At 73.0% G+C, this 16828-nt stretch carries 12 protein-coding genes and 1 tRNA gene; 10 read left to right on the plus strand and 3 right to left on the minus strand.

Annotation, left to right across the window (positions count from 1 at the left end; all coding sequences use genetic code 11):
• Positions 1–214 precede the first annotated feature (214 nt).
• The 5 genes from JT723_RS22935 to JT723_RS22955 all read left to right on the plus strand — a co-directional run bounded on the left by JT723_RS22935 (position 215) and on the right by JT723_RS22955 (position 6753).
• Positions 215–946, plus strand: a complete 732-nt coding sequence (locus tag JT723_RS22935) for a sensor domain-containing protein (protein ID WP_205046646.1) — start codon at positions 215–217, stop codon at positions 944–946.
• A gap of 215 nt (positions 947–1161) precedes the next feature.
• A complete protein-coding gene (locus JT723_RS22940; RefSeq protein WP_205046647.1) occupies positions 1162–1848 on the plus strand; it encodes a hypothetical protein in 687 nt (228 codons plus the stop codon).
• 154 nt (positions 1849–2002) lie between these two features.
• Positions 2003–3016 carry an HNH endonuclease gene (locus tag JT723_RS22945; protein ID WP_205046648.1) on the plus strand — a complete coding sequence of 338 codons (1014 nt, stop codon included), beginning with the start codon at positions 2003–2005 and terminating at the stop codon, positions 3014–3016.
• A gap of 7 nt (positions 3017–3023) precedes the next feature.
• Positions 3024–5660, plus strand: a complete 2637-nt coding sequence (locus tag JT723_RS22950; protein ID WP_205046649.1) for an SUKH-4 family immunity protein — start codon at positions 3024–3026, stop codon at positions 5658–5660.
• A 190-nt stretch (positions 5661–5850) separates the two neighbouring features.
• On the plus strand, positions 5851–6753 hold the full coding sequence (locus tag JT723_RS22955) for a coiled-coil domain-containing protein (RefSeq protein ID WP_205046650.1): 903 nt from the start codon (positions 5851–5853) through the stop codon (positions 6751–6753).
• Between the two features lie 170 nt (positions 6754–6923).
• On the opposite strand, the gene JT723_RS22960 is transcribed toward JT723_RS22955, so the two are convergent.
• Entirely contained in the window at positions 6924–8234 is a 1311-nt protein-coding gene (locus JT723_RS22960; protein ID WP_205046651.1) for a sensor histidine kinase, read from the minus strand.
• A gap of 232 nt (positions 8235–8466) precedes the next feature.
• Here JT723_RS22960 and ppc point away from each other — a divergent pair, with 232 nt between their 5' ends.
• Positions 8467–11223, plus strand: coding sequence for a phosphoenolpyruvate carboxylase (gene ppc, locus JT723_RS22965; protein ID WP_205046652.1), 2757 nt, complete (start codon positions 8467–8469; stop codon positions 11221–11223).
• A 42-nt stretch (positions 11224–11265) separates the two neighbouring features.
• On the opposite strand, the gene JT723_RS22970 is transcribed toward ppc, so the two are convergent.
• Together JT723_RS22970 and JT723_RS22975 are read right to left on the minus strand one after the other, a co-directional pair.
• A complete protein-coding gene (locus JT723_RS22970; RefSeq protein ID WP_251512969.1) occupies positions 11266–11952 on the minus strand; it encodes a TetR/AcrR family transcriptional regulator in 687 nt (228 codons plus the stop codon).
• Positions 11953–11959: 7 nt separating this feature from the next.
• Positions 11960–12955, minus strand: a complete 996-nt coding sequence (locus JT723_RS22975) for an acyl-CoA desaturase (protein WP_205046653.1) — start codon at positions 12953–12955, stop codon at positions 11960–11962.
• Positions 12956–13180: 225 nt separating this feature from the next.
• Here JT723_RS22975 and JT723_RS22980 point away from each other — a divergent pair.
• From JT723_RS22980 to JT723_RS22995, 4 genes are all read left to right on the plus strand, one after another.
• A tRNA-Gln gene (locus JT723_RS22980) sits at positions 13181–13251 on the plus strand.
• Between the two features lie 74 nt (positions 13252–13325).
• Entirely contained in the window at positions 13326–14771 is a 1446-nt protein-coding gene (glmU, locus tag JT723_RS22985) for a bifunctional UDP-N-acetylglucosamine diphosphorylase/glucosamine-1-phosphate N-acetyltransferase GlmU (protein WP_205046654.1), read from the plus strand.
• 185 nt (positions 14772–14956) lie between these two features.
• On the plus strand, positions 14957–15934 hold the full coding sequence (locus JT723_RS22990) for a ribose-phosphate diphosphokinase (protein WP_205046655.1): 978 nt from the start codon (positions 14957–14959) through the stop codon (positions 15932–15934).
• A 184-nt stretch (positions 15935–16118) separates the two neighbouring features.
• On the plus strand, positions 16119–16739 hold the full coding sequence (locus JT723_RS22995) for a 50S ribosomal protein L25/general stress protein Ctc (RefSeq protein ID WP_205046656.1): 621 nt from the start codon (positions 16119–16121) through the stop codon (positions 16737–16739).
• Positions 16740–16828: the final 89 nt, after the last annotated feature.

Consider the following 16828-nt stretch of genomic DNA (forward strand, 5'->3'; position numbering starts at 1 on the left):
CAGTGCGTACACGCCGAACACATGAACGTCACATCCGGAAGGCATGAATCCCGACAGCTCGGTGAACAGCCGAGCCGGGTGCCCAGGGACGGCGCACAGCGCGGACACAGCGTCCGGGCCGGCATGGACGCGGGCCACCGCGAGCGGGGAGTATCGGCAGTCGGCCCGTACCTGCGGGTCCCCCCACACCGCCGAACCAGGGAATGTGACACCGATGCACAAGACCCGGCTCCGTCTGGCCGCGGCCGCGCTTCCCGCGCTGCTGCTGGCCGCCGCCTGCTCGTCCTCCGACTCCGCGGACTCCACCAAGGTCCCCGACGGCACGCCGAACATACTCAGCGGCAAGGCGCCGCTGACCACCGATCAGCTCAGCAGGGCGCTGATCACGGACTCCGACGTGCCGGGCTACACGGTGCAGCCCTCGCAGACCGCGGACTCCTCCGACACCTCCACGCTCACCGCGGACAAGCCGGTCTGCCAGCCACTCGCCGACATCACCAGCAGCAACCCCAGGATCCACCGGATGGCCTTCATCGGCGCGGCCTTCGCCAAGACCACGAAGACCAGCGGCGCCACGCCTGAGGTGATCAACCAGATGCTGGTGGCCAGCCATGCGCCGGGCGACGCGAAGAAGGTCATCGAGTCGGTGAAGACCGCGCTGGCCGGCTGCACGGCCTTCACCGCGACCGACAGCTCGGGGACGAAGACGCCGTTCACCATCAGCAAGGGGCCCGCGGTGCCGACCGGCGACGAGTCGGTGTCATGGGTGATGAACGACGCCGCGGACAAGAAGACCGGCGCCGCGCTGATCGCCGTCGTGCAGACCGGCGACACGGTGACGGCGTACGTGTCGGTGAAGTCCAGCGGCGGCGCCGGGCCGCTGCCCATCGACGTGGCGCGCAAGCAGAGCGAGAAGCTCAAGACGGCCCTGGCGGCGCGGAAGTAGCAGGGCCTGCGGCCCGCGCGCCCCGGGCGGCGGGCACCGCCCTGTGAGCAGCCCCACAGCGGAAGGGGCGGCCCGGTTGCCGTAAAGTCGCGCGGCAACGGGCCGCCGCCCGTGGGAACGCCGTCGCCCGTGGGACGCCGGGGACGGACACGACACAGGGGATCGCTTCGATGCCGATACGCGCAGACCATCGCCTACCGACCGGTAGGCGGGCCGTGGCCGCCGCCGTGCTGCTGCCCGCCCTCGCGCTCGCGACCGCCTGCGGCGGTGGCGGCGGCAAGGAGGGGCCGGGGCCGGTCAAGGCGTCCGGCGCGGTGCCCATCGCCAAGCTGACCTCCGCGCTGCTGACCTCCTCCGACGTGCCGCACGTCCAGGTGCTGCCGGCCGGCAGCAAGGACCAGCTGCTCGGCGCCGCGCAGAAGGCCGACACGGCCGCCTGCCAGCCGATCGTCGACCAGTGGAGCAGCCAGCCCAAGCACCCGCGCCAGGTCTACACCGGCGCGATGGTCACCGACACCACGGACAAGGACAAGGGCGCCAAGACCATCTCGCTGACCGTCGTCGCCTCCTACAAGGCCGGCGACGCGAAGGCGGTCCTGGACGAGCTGGCGGCGGCGGTGGCGGCCTGCCACCAGTACTCGCTGGTGCGCGGCGGGGTGACCACCCACTTCGCGGTGGCGCCCGCGACCGCCGAGGCGGGCCTGGGCGACCAGCAGGTGTCGTACACGGTGGGCGACACCGCCAAGGGCGCCGCGGGCCAGGTGCTGGTCACCGTGGTGCGGGCCGGCGACACGACGGCGGCCTTCGAGACGCTGCGCGCCGACCACAAGCCGGCGTCCCTGCGCCGCACGATCCCGGTCAAGCAGGTCGCCAAGCTCCGCACGGCCGCCGAGGCCGGTTGAGCGCGGGACCCTGTCCGCGGGGTCCCGTTGTCCACAGGGCGGCAGTTGTCCACAGGCCAGCGGTTATCCACAGGCAGCCAGCTCACCTGCGACATGCCGCGACCACAGGCCCTAGGCTGTCGTCATCACCCGCACGCACCAGGGGGCAGCAGTCATGACGACAGGTCGGCAAGGGCTGGGGGCGGCGCCTCCCGGTCCCGGATCGGGGGGTCGGACCGCGCCGCCGAACGCGGCCTATGCCGGGCAGGTCGTGCACTTCCCCGACCCCTTGCGGGCCGGCCGCCACCCGCAGGGCGTCTGGATCGACGACGAGGGCCACCCCGACTTCTCGCCGTACGCGCGCGCCGCGGCCGAGATAGCCGAGCCCCCGGAGGGCTTCGGCATCGACGAACTGCGGCTGACCGACTACGTGTCGGCCAACGCGGCGCTGCATGCGGCGGGCCACGAGCTGTGGGGCAGCCTTCCGCCGGTGGCCACACCGCACGGCTGGACCTGGCACCACGTGGCCGGCAGCCGCCGGCTCGAACTCGTCCCCGCCGAGGTCAAGGCGCTGCTGCGGCACCACGGCGGGCTCGCGGAGTCCGTCGCCGACCACGCCAAGCGCGGCACCAGGCCGCTGCAGGAGACCCGGCCGGCGCACTTCGCGCTGCCCAAGGACCCGGTGGCGGTCACCGAGGCGCAGGTGCGGGACGTCGAGGAGGAGCTGGGCTACCGGCTGCCCGGGTCCTACCGCACCTTCCTGAAGGCGGCCGGCGGCTGCGCGCCCCGCGGGGTGGCGCTCGACCCGGAGCTGGGGCTGCTCATCGACCAGCCCTTCTTCACCGTCCGCGACACCGCGGCGGCCAACGACGTGGTCTACGTCAACAAGTGCCTGCGGGACCACCTCACCAAGGACTACCTGGCGATCGGCTATGTGCAGGGCGGGTTGCTCGCGGTGAAGGTCAAGGGCGAGGCCGCCGGCTCGGTGTGGTTCTGCGCCTACGACGACGCGCGCGACGGCGACCGCTGGGACACCCCGGCCGACCGGGTCGCGGAGCTGCTGCTGCCGTGCGGCGACTCGATCGACGCCTTCCTGCTGCGGCTCGCGGGCAATCCGCCGGAGCTGGAGACGGTCGCGAACCTGATGGTCGACGGCGGTTTCGCCACCGCCGTCGCGGTGGAGGGGTGAGCCGGACATGGTGACTTTCGCTCAGGCGCAGGAGCGCGCGGAGCACTGGATCAACGGCGACGTGCCGCCCTACGAGCACCGCGAGGTCCGGGTCCGCGAGTTCGAACTCGGCTTCGTCATCTGGTCGGAGCCGCGCGAGGGCGGCCCGTCCGCCGGTGACGGCGGCGACGTGCGGGTGGTCATCGCCCGTGACAGCGGGGAGGCCACCTTGTGGCCCGCCCTGCCCATCGGCGAGTTGATACGACGCTACGAAGAGGAGTACGGCGCGGTGCCGAACGACGCGGCACCGGAGCCGCCCCAGCGCATCGACCTGGAGGCGACGTCCTTCCTGCTGAGCCCGCCGCAGTGGCTCCAGGACGCGGCGGACCGCATGGGCGTGCCCGACCGCAGGCCGGGCAGCACGGGCGGCAGCGCCGCGGGCGCGGGCGGTGCCGCGGGCTCCGACGGTGCGGACACGGCGTCAGGCACCGGCGAGTCCTCGGGCCGGATCGACTACCGCAGGCCCGCTGCCGCGCAGAGCGCACCGCAGGAGCCGGAGCAGCCCGCAGCCGCGGCCCCGGCCGCCGCCGTGTCCGGGTCCTCCGGCGGCGTGGACTATGTGCGCCGCCCCGCCGTGCCCGAGCAGAGCGCACCGCCGCAGGAAGGCGGCAGCTGGGCGGGCAAGACGGTCAGCGACTCCGGCGAGGGCCAGTCGGTGCCGGTCCCCGCCACCGTCTTCGCACCGCCGATCAGCGGCGCCGACCTGCCCGACGGGCCGCCGCGGCCCGACTCCGCCGAGGCGCGGACCAAGCTGCTGCCCGGCGGCAGCGCCGCGCCCGAGCCGCTGGCACCGCAGCCGCCCGCCCCGGCGCAGGGCGGTGTGCCGCACACCGTGGGCGGCTCCGCCTATCCCCCGCCGAGCGGACCGGGCGTCTCGCTGCCCCCGCCGCTGGGAGCGGGCGGCGCCGCCGCCCACTCGCCGAGCGGCGCCGCGGACATCGCGGGCCTGGAGACGGCCAAGGCGGTACGCCCGGGCCTGGACACGCCCCCGCCGGTAGGCGGAAGCGTGCCGCCCGCCCCGCAGGGCGGCACACCTCCGCCGCCCGCGAACAGCGACCCGCACTACGCCGCCACCATGCTGGCCGGACCCGGCGGCGGCAGCCAGCCGCACGTCCCCTTCGCCGGTATGCCCGGCGGCGGTACGCCTCCCCCGCCGCCGTACGCAGGCGAGGGCACCCCGCCTCCGCCGCCGTACGCGGGCCAGGGCACACCCCCGCCGCCCCCGGCCAACAGCGACCCGCACTACGCCGCCACCATGCTCGCGGGACCCGGCACCCCGCCGCCCTTCGCGGGCGCACCCGGCGGCGGCACGCCCCCGCCGCCGCCCGCGCCATATGCGGGCCAGGGCACGCCTCCCCCACCGCCCTACGCGGGCCAGGGCACCCCGCCTCCGCCGCCGGCCAGCAGCGATCCGCACTACGCCGCCACCATGCTGGCAGGACCCGCGGTCACCGGTCCCGCGCTGGGCGGCACCCCGCCGCCTCCGCCGCCGGGGCCGTTCGCGGGTGCCCCCGCCGGGGGCACACCTCCGCCGCCGCCCTACGCCGGCGGGGCCGCCCCCGCCGCACCGCAGCCGCCCGCGCCCGCCTACGGCTACCCGCAGCCGCCGGCCGGTGTGCCGACGGTGGGACCCGGCTACATGGCGGTGCTGCGCTACCGCGGCCAGGACGGCAGCGAGCAGCAGATCATCCGGCGCTCGGCGCCCGGCACCCCGCACCCGGAGTGGCAGATCCTGCACGAGCTGCGGTCCGCAGGGGTGCGCCCGGAGCAGGTGCTCGAACTGCACACCGAGCTGGAGTCCTGCGACCTGCCCGGCGGCTACTGCACCCGGATGATCAGGGAGACCTGGCCGCAGGTGCGGATCAGCCACACCGCGCCCTACGGGCGGGACCACGCGAGCCGCCGCCAGGGCGTACAGCACCTGCTCACCCACCAGGGCGAGCTGCACCAGGTGGCGGGCGCCCCCGCCCGCCCGCAGCCGCAGCGGGTGCCGATGCCCGACCCGCACACCGTGCTGCGGGTGCCGCCGGTCGGGCTCGACGTGATCGGGCAGGAGCTGGCGGGCGCCTTCGGGCCGCCCGGGGTCTTCCGGTTCGACCAGCGGGCCGTCTCGCGGCAGGGGGTGCCCGACATCGTGGCGCAGACCCTGATGTGGGCCGGGCTGCCGGTGGACTTCGGGCCGTTCTTCTGGGCGCAGGCCCAGCCCGGCCAGCCGGTGCCGACGCTCGCCGAGCTGGCCGCCTCCCGCGGTGTGCAGCCGGCCGCGGACGCGGGCTCGTACCTGGTGATGGGCAACGACTTCGGGCGCCAGCTGTGCGTGCAGTACGGCACCGCGCACATCGTGGCGCTGCCGCTGGAGGCGGCCCCCGCCGGTTCGCCGCCCGCGGCACCGCAGTTCGTGAACTCCAGCCTGCCGGAGTTCGCCCGCAGCCTGGCGCTGCTCGGCCGGATGTGGCGGCTGCGGATCGGGCTCACGCCCGAGCAGGCGGGCCACTGGACGGTGGACTTCCAGGCGCAGCTGGCCGCGCAGGACCCGGCGGCCATCGCGTCGCCGGACAACTGGTGGTCGGTGCTGATCGAGCAGATGTGGGACGGGCTGCTGTAGCCGCAGCAGTTGCCGCGCCGGAGGGCCGGGCGTCAGGGTGCACCCCCTGACGCCCGGCCTTCCGGCGTTTTCCGGGTAGGAGAACAGTCGGAGTGTCGTAGCTCGTACAATTCGGTCATAAGCCATAAATAGATGCGAGGGAACGGCGAGGGGCAGCCAGCGGTACGCCAGCGGTAAAAGGGGCAGACGGATGAGCAGCAACACGACCGCATCGTCAACGGGCTTCGAGCAGGCGCGCGGGCGCGGCCACGGATACCGGCCCGACCAGGTCGACCGCTTCCTCGAAGAGCTGTCGGAGGACCGCGACGCCGCATGGGAGCGGGCCGCCCGGCTCACCGTCCTCGCCAACGAGATGGACGCCGAGTGCGCCGCCCTGCGCGAACAGGTCGGCTCGCTCCCCCCGGAGAACTTCGAGGCACTCGGCCCCGGCGCCCAGGAGCTGATGCGGCTGGTCGAGGAGGAGGCCGCCGCCGTACGCGAACGCGCCGAAGTCGAGGCGCAGTACGCCAGGGACGCCGCCGAGACCGCCCGCCGCACCCTCCAGGACGAGGCCCGCGCCGCCGCCTCCGCCAGGCTCGCCGCCGCGGAGGACCAGGCGGAGCGGATGCTGGACGAGGCGTGCAGCCGCGCCGCCGAGATCCTCGGCCAGGCCCGCGCCGAGGCGGAGATCGTACGCGGTGAGGCCGGCCAGACACTCGACGCCATGCGGCAGGACGTCGACCGCGCCACGGCGGAGGCCGACCAGGAGCGGCAGGAGCGGCTCGACACCCTCGAACACGAACTCGCCGAGCGCGACGCCGGGGTCGACAGCCGGCTCGCCGACCTCCTCGCCGACGCGGAACGGCGGCTCGACGCGGCACACAAGGAGCGCACCGCCGCGGAAGAGGCGCTGCGGGTGCAGCAGGAGGAGGCGGAGGAGCGGGCCGCCGCCATGCTGGCGCAGGCGCGGCTGCACGAGGAGAGGGTGCGGCGGGAGAGTGAGCGGTCGCTGCGGGCGCATGAAGAGCATCGCGATGAGATTCGATCTCATCTCGCGCATGTGCGTGCGACGCTCGCGTCACTCACCGGGCGCGAGCCAGGGGGGTCGTCGTGACCCCGCGCCCTGGCGGGCGCTGATTCCGGGACCTTCTCCCGGTGGGTGGCTTGTCGCGCAGTTCCCGCGCCCCTGAAAAACGCCTGCCCTCGGCGCGCAAAGCGCGGCCCTGAAAAACGGCTGCTCTCCGCGCGCAGCACGGCTCTGTTGGGTGCCCTCTTGGGCAATGATCACGGGGTGGGGAGCATGGCCGAGACGCGGAAGCCGCCGTCGGAGGTGGGGCCGGCGGCGAAGCCGCCGCCGTGGGTGGTGACGCGTTCGCGCATGCCTATGAGGCCGTGGCCGCCGCTGGGGAGGGGGGTCTGGGGGGAGCCGTCGGAGGGGCCGTTGGTGATGAGGACGGCGACCTCGGTGTCGCGGTAGGCGAGGCGGACGACGGCCTTGGCGCCGGCCGCGTGCTTGTGCACGTTGGTGAGGGCCTCCTGCACGACGCGGTAGACGGTGGCCTCGATCCGCGCGCCGCACGGGCGGGCCGCGCCCTCGACGGCCAGCTCGACGCCCATGCCCGCGGCCTGTGACTCCTCGACCAGTGCCGCGAGCCGGTCGAGGCTCGGGCCTTCCGCGTCGGCGTCGGGGCGGAGGACGGCGGCCGGGGCGGGCACCGGAGCCGGGGCGGTCCGCAGGACGCCGAGCATCTGGCGAAGTTCGGTGAGCGCCTGCCGCCCCATGTCGCCGAGAAGCTCCGCGCTGGCCGACGCCTTCTGCGGGTCCTTGAGCGCGACGGCCTTGAGGGCGGCGGCGTGCACGACCATGAGGCTCACCCGGTGGGCGACGACGTCGTGCATGTCGCGGGCGATCCGGGTGCGCTCCTCCGCCCTGGCGCGCTCGGCGCGCTCCGCGGCCTTCTCCGCGAGGAGTTCCAGTTCGCGTTCCAGGCCGTCGGCGCGCTCGCGCAGGCTCTCCACCAGCCGCCGCCTGGCGCGTACGTACAGGCCGAGCAGCACGGGCGGGCCGGTGAGGCCGAGCGCCATCAGGGCGGCGACGCTCAGCGCGAGCGGCATCCGCAGCGAGGTGCTGCTGTCGGGGTCGCGCAGGTTGTCCTGGAACTGCAGGAAGGCGACGAGCATGGTGCCGAAGCCGTTCATGCCGGCCAGCGCGGCGGTGATCCGCCGCGGCACCTCGGAGGCGGCCAGGGTGTAGAGGCCGACCAGGGACAGCAGGAAGCCCATCTGGGCCGGCGTCATGGCGATGCTGACCAGCACCACGGCGACCGGCCAGCGGCGGCGCAGCACCAGGACGGCGCCGACGAGCACCCCGAGCAGCGCGCCCGCGCCGGTGAGGATGCCGGTGCGGTCGGCGAAGGTGGCGCCCTCGAAGGAGCACTCGATCGCGGAGACCGCGGCCAGGGTGACGTCCAGGGCGAAGCTGCGCCGCCGCTGCCACCACCACCAGGTGGGGCGGCGCGGCCCGGCCACCGCGACGGCGACCGCCGCGCCTCCTCCGGCGCCGTCGTCCGGTACGTGCGCCCCCGTCGTACTCATGGCGTCCAGCGTATGCGGTGCGCGCCGCGGTGCACCGGGCGCATACCAGCCGGGCACCGCGGCGTCACCGGCAGGTCGACCGGCGGACGTGTGGGCGGCGCCCGGGGCGGCGCGCGGTGTCCGCCTGGTGGGCTGGCCGTCTCGCCGGGCGGGCCGCGACCTATCCTGGGACGGTCGGACAGCGCGGTCCGCGAGTACGCCGTCCACTTCCACTGCACAAGGAGCCGCACCTGTGAGCAGCGCCGACACCGCCCCGGACAGCAGTACCGACAGCAGTACCGCCCTGCGTGCCGACATCCGACGCCTGGGGGAGCTGCTCGGCGGCACCCTGGTACGGCAGGAGGGCCAGGAACTGCTCGACCTGGTCGAGAAGGTCCGTGCACTGACCCGCAGCGACGGCGAGGCCGCCGCCGCCCTGCTCGGCGACACCGACCTGGAGACCGCCGCGAAGCTGGTCCGCGCTTTCTCCACCTACTTCCACCTGGCCAACGTCACCGAGCAGGTGCACCGCGGCCGCGAACTGCGCTCGCGCCGGGCCGTCGAGGGCGGCCTGCTCGCGCAGACCGCCGACCTGCTCAAGGACGGCGACCCCGAGCACGTACGCGAGTCGGTCCGCAACCTCAACGTGCGGCCGGTCTTCACCGCGCACCCCACGGAGGCGGCCCGCCGCTCGGTGCTGAACAAGCTGCGGCGGATCGCCGAGCTGCTGGAGGACGGGCACGGCAACGGCGAGGGCAGCAGCGGCGACCGGCGCCGCGCCGACCTGCGGCTGGCCGAGAACATCGACCTGCTGTGGCAGACCGACGAGCTGCGGGTGGTGCGGCCCGAGCCCGCGGACGAGGCGCGCAACGCGATCTACTACCTGGACGAGCTGCACGCCGGTGCGGTCGGCGACGTCCTGGAGGACCTGGCCGCCGAGCTGGAGCGGGTCGGGGTGCCGCTGCCGCCGCAGACCCGCCCGCTGACCTTCGGCACCTGGATCGGCGGCGACCGCGACGGCAACCCCAACGTGACGCCCGAGGTCACCTGGGACGTGCTGATCCTGCAGCACGAGCACGGCATCACCGACGCGCTGGAGCTGGTGGACTTCCTGCGCGGGGCGCTGTCCAACTCGATCCGCAACTCCGGCGCGAGCAGCGAGCTGCTGGACTCGCTGGCCACCGACCTGGTGGCGCTGCCCGAGATCAGCCCGCGCTACAAGCGGCTCAACGCCGAGGAGCCCTACCGGCTCAAGGCCACCTGCATCCGGCAGAAGCTGATCAACACCCGCGAGCGGCTGGCCGCGGGCACCCCGCACGTGCCGGGGCGCGACTACCTGGGCACCGCGGGCCTGCTGCAGGACCTCCAGCAGATCCAGGACTCGCTGCGCGCCCACCGCGGCGGCCTGATCGCCGACGGACGCATGGACCGTACGATCCGCACCCTGTCGGCGTTCGGCCTGCAGCTGGCGACGATGGACGTGCGCGAGCACGCCGAGGCGCACCACCACGCGCTCGGCCAGCTCTTCGACCGGCTCGGCGAGGAGTCCTGGCGGTACGCCGACATGCCGCGCGACTACCGACGCAAGCTGCTGGCCAAGGAGCTGCGCTCGCGCCGCCCGCTGGCGCCGACCCCGGCCCCGCTGGACGAGGCGGGCGCCAAGACGCTCGGCGTCTTCCACACCATCAGGGAGGCCTTCGAGCGCTTCGGCCCCGAGGTCATGGAGTCGTACATCATCTCGATGTGCCTGGGCTCCGACGACGTCTTCGCCGCGGCGGTGCTGGCCCGCGAGGCGGGTCTGATCGACCTGCACACGGGGGTCGCCAGGATCGGCATCGTGCCGCTGCTGGAGACCACCGACGAGCTGAAGATCGCCGACAAGCTGCTGGACGAGATGCTGTCCGACCCGTCCTACCGGCGGCTGGTGTCGCTGCGCGGGGACGTGCAGGAGGTCATGCTCGGCTACTCCGACTCCTCGAAGTTCGGCGGCATCACCACCTCGCAGTGGGAGATCCACCGCGCCCAGCGCCGGCTGCGCGACGTGGCGCACCGGCACGGGGTGCGGCTGCGGCTCTTCCACGGCCGCGGCGGCACCGTCGGCCGCGGTGGCGGCCCCTCGCACACCGCGATCCTGGCGCAGCCCTGGGGCACCCTTGAGGGCGAGATCAAGGTGACCGAGCAGGGCGAGGTCATCTCCGACAAGTACCTGATCCCCTCGCTGGCCCGGGAGAACCTGGAGCTGACGGTCGCCGCCACGCTGCAGGCCTCGGCACTGCACACCGCGCCGCGGCAGTCGGACGAGGCGCTGGCCCGCTGGGACGCGGCCATGGACATCGTCTCCGAGGCCGCGCACGGCGCCTACCGCCGGCTGGTCGAGGACCCCGACCTGCCGCCGTACTTCTTCGCCTCGACGCCGGTCGACCAGCTGGGCGAGCTGCACCTGGGCTCGCGCCCGTCGCGGCGGCCCGACTCGGGGGCGGGGCTCGACGGCCTGCGCGCCATCCCGTGGGTGTTCGGCTGGACGCAGTCCCGGCAGATCGTCCCGGGCTGGTTCGGTGTCGGCTCGGGCCTGAAGGCGGCCCGTGAGGCGGGCCTGGACTCGGTGCTCGAAGAGGCGCACGGCCAGTGGCACTTCTTCCGCAACTTCCTGTCCAACGTCGAGATGACGCTGGCCAAGACCGACCTGCGGATCGCCCGCCACTACGTCGACACCCTGGTGCCCGACGAGCTCAAGCACGTCTTCGAGGCGATCGAGGCCGAGCACGAGCTGACCGTGCGCGAGGTACTGCGGCTGACCGGCGAGTCCGAGCTGCTCGCGGCGAGTCCGGTGCTGGCGCAGACCTTCCACATCCGCGACCAGTACCTGGACCCGATCTCCTACCTCCAGGTGACGCTGCTGGCCCGGCAGCGCGCGGCGGCGGCCCGCGGCGACGAGCCCGACCCGCTGCTGTCCCGCGCCCTGCTGCTGACCGTCAACGGCGTCGCGGCGGGCCTGCGCAACACCGGCTGAGCGAAGCAGGAACCGACTCGGCAGCGCGGGAGCGCTGCCGGGTCAGTTCTTGCGGTGGCCGATCAGCCGGGGCCTGGGCTCAAGGCCCGACAGCCCGTTCCACGACAGGTTCACCAGGTGCGCGACGACCTCGGCCTTGTCCGGGCGCTGGGCGTCCAGCCACCACTGGCCGGTCAGCGCGACCATGCCGACCAGCGCCTGCGCGTACATCGGGGCGAGCTTGGGGTCGAAGCCGCGCTGCTTGAACTCGTGGCCGAGGATGTCCTCGACCTGGGTGGCGATGTCGCTGATCAGCGAGGCGAAGGTGCCGGTGGACTGGGTGACCGGCGAGTCGCGGACCAGGATGCGGAAGCCGTCGGTGTAGCGCTCGATGTAGTCCACCAGCGCGAAGGCCGCCTGTTCGAGCAGTTCGCGCGGGTGGCCCGCGGTGAGGGCGCCGGTGACCATGTCGAGCAGCCGGCGCATCTCCCGGTCGACGACGACCGCGTAGAGCCCTTCCTTGCCGCCGAAGTGCTCGTAGACCACGGGCTTGGACACGCCCGCCTTGTGGGCGATCTCCTCGACGGAGGTGCCCTCGTAGCCGCGTTCCGCGAACAGCGTCCGGCCGATGTCGAGCAGCTGTTCGCGGCGCTCCTTGCCGGTCATGCGGACCCGGCGCGTGCGGCGCGCGGTGGATCCGGCGGAGTGTGCCGAGGTCGTCGTCGCCCTGTCGTCTCTGCCGTCGCTCACCGCTTCATCATGCCGCTTCGCCGACGTCTTCCTGGCGCCGGGCGGCAATCCGCTCTGCGGTGGGCCAGCGCACGTCGGTGGCCCAGCCGGCCATCTCGAACCAGCGGATGACGCGGGCGCTGGAGTCGATCTGGCCGCGCAGCACCCCGTGCCGGGCGCAGGTGGGGTCGGCGTGGTGGAGGTTGTGCCACGACTCGCCGCAGGAGAGCACCGCGAGCCACCACACGTTGCCCGAGCGGTCGCGGGACTTGAACGGGCGCTTGCCGACCGCGTGGCAGATGGAGTTGATCGACCAGGTCACGTGGTGCAGCAGAGCCACCCGAACGAGCGAACCCCAGAAGAAGGCGGTGAAGGCGCCGTACCACGACATGGTGACCAGGCCGCCCACCACGGGGGGCAGCAGCAGCGAGATCGCGGTCCACAGCCAGAAGTCACGGGAGATGCGGCGGATCGCCGGGTCCCTGATCAGGTCGGGGGCGTACTTGCCCTGCGGGGTCTGCTCCTCGTCGAAGAGCCAGCCCATGTGCGCCCACCACAGGCCCTTCATCAGCGCGGGCAGCGTCTCGCCGTAGCGCCACGGGCTGTGCGGGTCGCCCTCGGCGTCGCTGAACTTGTGGTGCCTGCGGTGGTCGGCGACCCAGCGCACGATCGGCCCCTCGACGGCCATCGAACCGGCGATGGCCAGGCCGATCTTCAGCGGCCTGCTGGCCTTGAACGAACCGTGGGTGAAGTGCCGGTGGAAGCCGATGGTGATGCCGTGGCAGCCCAGGAAGTACATCCCCACCATCAGGCCGAGGTCGAGCCAGCTCATGCCGCGGCCCCACGCCAGCGGCACGGCGGCGGCCAGCGCCACGAAGGGGATGCAGATGAAGAGCAGCAGGGCGATCTGCTCGATGGAGCGCTTGCTCTCCCCGCCGCGTGTGGCGCTGAACTGCGACTCCTGTCCTGGCGTCCCGGGATCCGGTTCCCGGGACTCGGTGATCACTTCCGGCTGTGTGGTCATGTCTGTCCCTCGCGGATGTGGAAGTGGGGGGCGGTTATCTGGGGTTACGTCCGTAACCTACGCCGCCGTAAGTATTGCAGCGGCACACGGCGGGCGACAGGACCGTGTCCGTCGTCCGCCGAACGATCCCTACCCGGATCTCCGTCGCGTCCACCCCGCCGGGTACGGCATGATGGGAACGGCCAGCCGGCTGCTCCCGATGCGACACGGGAAAGGCCGAGTTGATCCGCCGTGGTGTAATGGCAGCACTGGGGCTTTTGGTGCCTTAAGTCCGGGTTCGAGTCCTGGCGGCGGAGCAGTGCGTGGTCGGGGCCGGGAAGCCCTCGGTATCCTGCGGGTGTCCTGCACTCGAAGCCCAGGAGTCCCCCCTGTGAGCGCCACACGCCCGGCTGCCGTCGTCGTCCTCGCCGCGGGCGAGGGCACTCGTATGAAGTCGGCCACCCCCAAGGTCCTGCACCCGATCTGCGGCCGTTCGCTGCTCGGCCATGTCGTCGCCGCCGCCCGCGAGCTGGAGCCCGCGCAGCTCGTCGTGGTCGTCGGGCACGGGCGCGAGCAGGTCACCGCCCACCTGTCGGCCGCCGACCCGGCCGCGCTGACCGCGGTGCAGGAGGAGCAGAACGGCACCGGGCACGCGGTCCGCATCGGCCTGGCGGAGCTGGCCCGGCAGGGCGCCGCCCCCGAGGGCACCGTCGTGGTGACCTACGGCGACACCCCGCTGCTGACCGCGCAGACCCTGGACACGCTGGTGGCCGCGCACGAGACCGACGGCAACGCGGTGACCGTGCTGACCGCGAAGGTCCCCGACCCGGCCGGCTACGGGCGGATCGTGCGCGACCTCGCCGACGGGCAGGTCGTCGCGATCGTCGAGCAGAAGGACGCCTCGCCCGACCAGCAGGCCATCGACGAGATCAACTCCGGTGTGTACGCCTACGACGCCGCCCTGCTCGCCGAGGCGCTGGCGAAGGTCACCACGGACAACTCGCAGGCCGAGGAGTACCTGACCGACACCCTGGCGATCCTGCGCGAGGCGGGCCACCGGGTGGGCGCGTACACCGCCACCGACCACCGGGAGATCGCCGGAGTCAACAACCGGGTGCAGCTCGCCGAGGCCCGCCGGGTCCTCAACGACCGGCTGCTGCACCGCGCCATGCTGGACGGCGCGACCGTCGTGGACCCCGCGTCCACCTGGCTGGACGCCGGCGTGGTGCTGGAGCCGGACAGCCTGATCCACCCCAACACCCAGCTGCTCGGCGGCACCAGGGTGGCCGCGGGCGCCGAGGTCGGCCCGAACTGCACGCTCACCGACACGCTCGTCGGCGCGGGCGCGCGGGTGTCGAACACCGTCGCCCAGGAGGCGGAGATCGGCGCGGAGGCGAACGTCGGACCGTATGCGTACCTGCGGCCCGGCACCAGGCTCGGCCAGGGCGCCAAGGCGGGGACGTACGTCGAGATGAAGAACGCCTCGATCGGCGACGGCACCAAGGTCCCGCACCTGAGCTACGTGGGCGACGCGACCATCGGCGAGCACACCAACATCGGCGCGGCCAGCGTGTTCGTGAACTACGACGGCGAGGCCAAGCACCACACCACGATCGGCAGTTACTGCAAGACCGGCTCCGACAACATGTTCGTCGCACCGGTGGTGGTCGGCGACGGCGCCTACACCGCGGCCGGCTCGGTGATCACCAAGGACGTGCCGGCGGGCTCGCTCGCGGTGGCCCGCGGGCAGCAGCGCAACATCGAGGGCTGGGTCGCGCGCAAGCGCCCGGGAAGCGCTGCGGCGCAGGCCGCGGAGCGGGCGAAGCAGCCCGAGTGAGCGCCGCGCGGGGGTGGCGCGGCGCGTCGTCGAACGGGTGAGTGAGGGCCGTCTCATCGGCCCCTCCGAGGTGCACAGATGCGCCGGAGGGGGCGTACCGTGTGGGGTGCACACAATTCCGCCAGCACGCCTGCTTCTGGGCGACGCTGTGTCGAACACCAGTCGAACACCAAGGAGACGGTGCAGTGACCGGGATCAAGACGACCGGTGAGAAGAAGCTGATGCTCTTCTCCGGCCGCGCCCACCCCGATCTGGCGGAGGCGGTGGCACGGGAACTTGGCGTCGAGCTGGTGCCGACCAGGGCTTTCGACTTCGCCAACGGCGAGATCTATGTGCGGTTCCAGGAGTCGGCGCGCGGCGCCGACTGCTTTTTGATCCAGAGCCACACCCGTCCCATCAACCAGTGGATCATGGAGCAGCTGATCATGCTGGACGCCCTGAAGAGGGCCTCGGCACGCAGTATCACCGTGATCGTCCCCTTCTACGGCTACGCGCGGCAGGACAAGAAGCACCGCGGCCGCGAGCCGATCTCGGCCCGGCTGATGGCGGACCTGTTCAAGACCGCGGGCGCCGACCGCATCCTGACCGTCGACCTGCACACCGACCAGATCCAGGGCTTCTTCGACGGCCCCGTCGACCACCTGTTCGCGCTGCCCATCCTGGCGGACTACGTCGGCTCCAAGGTCGACCGCAACAAGCTCACCGTGGTCTCCCCCGACGCCGGCCGGGTCAGGGTCGCCGACCGCTGGTGCGACCGGCTGGGCGCCCCGCTGGCCATCGTGCACAAGCGCCGCGACCCGGACGTCGCCAACCAGGTGAAGGTCCACGAGGTCGTCGGCGACGTCAAGGGGCGGGTCTGCGTCCTGGTCGACGACATGATCGACACCGGCGGTACGATCTGCGCCGCCGCCGACGCGCTGTTCGCCAACGGCGCCGAGGACGTCATCGTGACCGCGACGCACGGCGTGCTGTCCGGCCCCGCCGCGGACCGGTTGAAGAACTCCAAGGTCAGCGAGTTCATCCTGACCGACACGCTGCCCACTCCCGGTGAGCTGAACCTCGACAAGATCACCGTGCTGTCGATGGCGCCGACCATCGCCAACGCGGTGCGCGAGGTCTTCGAGGACGGCTCGGTGACCAGCCTGTTCGAGGACACCCACTAGAGATCGATTTCGTCCGGGGCCTCCCCGCCGGTTACGCTGTCCGCGTTGCTCGGCGAGGGAGGCCCCGGACGTCTGCGTCCGGACCCGGCTCCGTTATCGACGCGCTCCTCGTCCCTGTGGACTCGTGGATCGGCCCGTCGGGGCCGGGCGACCGTACCGTCTGCCACCACGAGGAGTGAACCTCATGTCCGAGGTCAAGATCGTCGCCCAGCTGCGCACCGAGTTCGGCAAGGGCGCCGCCCGCCGCATCCGCCGGTCCAACCAGGTTCCCGCGGTCGTCTACGGCCACGGCGCCGACCCCAAGCACGTCTCCGTCCCGGGCCACGAGCTGCTGCTCGCGCTGCGCACCGCGAACGTCCTGATCTCGCTGGACATCGACGGCAAGTCCGAGCTGGTCATCCCCAAGGCCGTGCAGCGCGACCCGCTGAAGGGCTTCCTGGAGCACGTCGACCTGCTGTCGGTCAAGCGCGGCGAGAAGGTCACCGTCGAGATCCCGGTCAGCACCGAGGGCGAGCCGGCCCCCGGCGGCAACCTGCTGGAGTTCGTGCTGAACACCCTGCCGGTCGAGGCCGAGGCCACCCACATCCCCGAGGGCTTCACCGTCGACGTCGAGGGCCTGGAGGCCGGCGCCTCCGTCCTCGCCAAGGACATCGTGCTGCCGAAGGGCACCACGCTGGCCGTCGACGAGGACGCCGTCGTGATCCAGGTCGTGGCCGCGCAGGCCGAGGTCGTGGAGGAGACCGAGGAGGAGGGCGAGGCCGCGGAGGCCGCCCCCGCCGAGGAAGCCGCCGCAGAAGAGGCCTGATACGGCGTCGCCCGCGGGCGACCCCCGGCCGCCGCCGTACCCTTCGGGGTGCGGCGGCGGCGTCGCGTTCACCGTGCGGGTGCGCGGCC

This window comes from Actinacidiphila bryophytorum (assembly GCF_016916835.1).
GTDB classification, from domain to species: domain Bacteria; phylum Actinomycetota; class Actinomycetes; order Streptomycetales; family Streptomycetaceae; genus Actinacidiphila; species Actinacidiphila bryophytorum.

What these genes read in the sequence shown, in the direction of transcription:
- JT723_RS22955 (WP_205046650.1), top strand. Translation starts at nt 5,851, where the DNA reads ATGAGCAGCAACACGACCGCATCGTCAACGGGCTTCGAGCAGGCGCGC.
- JT723_RS22975 (WP_205046653.1), bottom strand. Translation starts at nt 12,955, where the DNA reads ATGACCACACAGCCGGAAGTGATCACCGAGTCCCGGGAACCGGATCCC.
- JT723_RS22960 (WP_205046651.1), bottom strand. Translation starts at nt 8,234, where the DNA reads ATGAGTACGACGGGGGCGCACGTACCGGACGACGGCGCCGGAGGAGGC.
- JT723_RS22950 (WP_205046649.1), top strand. Translation starts at nt 3,024, where the DNA reads ATGGTGACTTTCGCTCAGGCGCAGGAGCGCGCGGAGCACTGGATCAAC.
- JT723_RS22995 (WP_205046656.1), top strand. Translation starts at nt 16,119, where the DNA reads ATGTCCGAGGTCAAGATCGTCGCCCAGCTGCGCACCGAGTTCGGCAAG.
- JT723_RS22935 (WP_205046646.1), top strand. Translation starts at nt 215, where the DNA reads ATGCACAAGACCCGGCTCCGTCTGGCCGCGGCCGCGCTTCCCGCGCTG.
- JT723_RS22945 (WP_205046648.1), top strand. Translation starts at nt 2,003, where the DNA reads ATGACGACAGGTCGGCAAGGGCTGGGGGCGGCGCCTCCCGGTCCCGGA.